Source organism: Acinetobacter kanungonis (assembly GCF_009939195.1).
GTDB classification, from domain to species: Bacteria; Pseudomonadota; Gammaproteobacteria; order Pseudomonadales; family Moraxellaceae; genus Acinetobacter; species Acinetobacter kanungonis.
In genome coordinates this window covers 1-1,020 of record NZ_JAACKC010000018.1, presented here as the reverse complement: position 1 = coordinate 1,020, position 1,020 = coordinate 1, and the positions used below count along the sequence as shown (strand labels likewise).

The window sequence follows — 1,020 nt, the reverse complement described above, 5'->3', positions numbered from 1 at the left end:
TGTGTGATTCATAGACATCATTTCAATATAATTGGTGTCTATGAACAGAGAAATTCAACAAAGACTCGTATGGGTTAAATTATTTGAAGAGACTAATGATGCTGGCCTAGTCTGTCGGAGATGTGGCATTTCTAGACCAACATTACGCAAGTGGTGGAAACGATATTCTGAGCAAGGTATTGATGGATTAAGTAGTCAGAGTAAACGCCCATTAAAATCTCCAAATACTAAAATCAATGCTGAGCTAGAGGCCTTAATATTAGAAATGCGCTCGGCTAGAAATCTGGGTGCTCGACGTTTGCAAACAGAATTGATGAGGCTGCACGGAGTCTCGTTGTCCTTAGCGACTATCCATAAAGTACTATCCACCCATCAAGTCAAACCGATTAAAAAATTCCGTCGTAAAGTAGATTTCATTCGTTATGAACGCCCATTACCAGGTGATAGAATTCAAATGGATACCTGTAAATTGGGTCCTGGGCTATATCAGTACACATCTATTGATGACTGCACACGATATCGCGTTTTAAGGATATATAAACGCCGGACAGCAGCGAATACGCTCGACTTTTTAGACTGCGTAATTGAAGAAATGCCTTTTCCCATACAGCGAATACAGACCGATCGTGGGCGGGAATTTTTTGCTGAGAAAATACAGAAAAAATTGATGCAGCATGGAATCAAATTTAGGCCAAATAAACCAGGTTCACCTCATTTGAATGGCAAGGTAGAGCGCTCTCAAAAGACTGATAAATCTGAGTTCTACGCTACTGTCGATATTAATTCTGAAGATATCCAAGACAAGCTAGCCGAATGGCAGCATTACTATAACTGGATGAGACCACATTCAGCTTTGAAAGGTAAAACACCGATGGAAAGGTACTTTGAATTATGTGAAGAAACCCCTTTCTCTGATGAGGTCCATAAGCAATACAACCCATCCAATGAACGGATTCAACATGCCAATTACAAGATGGATTTAGAGATCGCTAAATTGAAACGATCTCTATGAATCACACA

General features: G+C 39.9%; 1 protein-coding gene. It reads left to right on the top strand.

All coding sequences use genetic code 11. From position 1 onward, the window contains the following. The first annotated feature begins 40 nt into the window (after positions 1–40). Positions 41–1,012, top strand: a complete 972-nt coding sequence (locus tag GWK51_RS16400) for an IS481 family transposase (RefSeq protein WP_161934520.1) — start codon at positions 41–43, stop codon at positions 1,010–1,012. The last annotated feature ends 8 nt before the right edge of the window (positions 1,013–1,020 follow it).

What these genes read in the sequence shown, in the direction of transcription:
- GWK51_RS16400 (WP_161934520.1), top strand. Translation starts at nt 41, where the DNA reads ATGAACAGAGAAATTCAACAAAGACTCGTATGGGTTAAATTATTTGAA.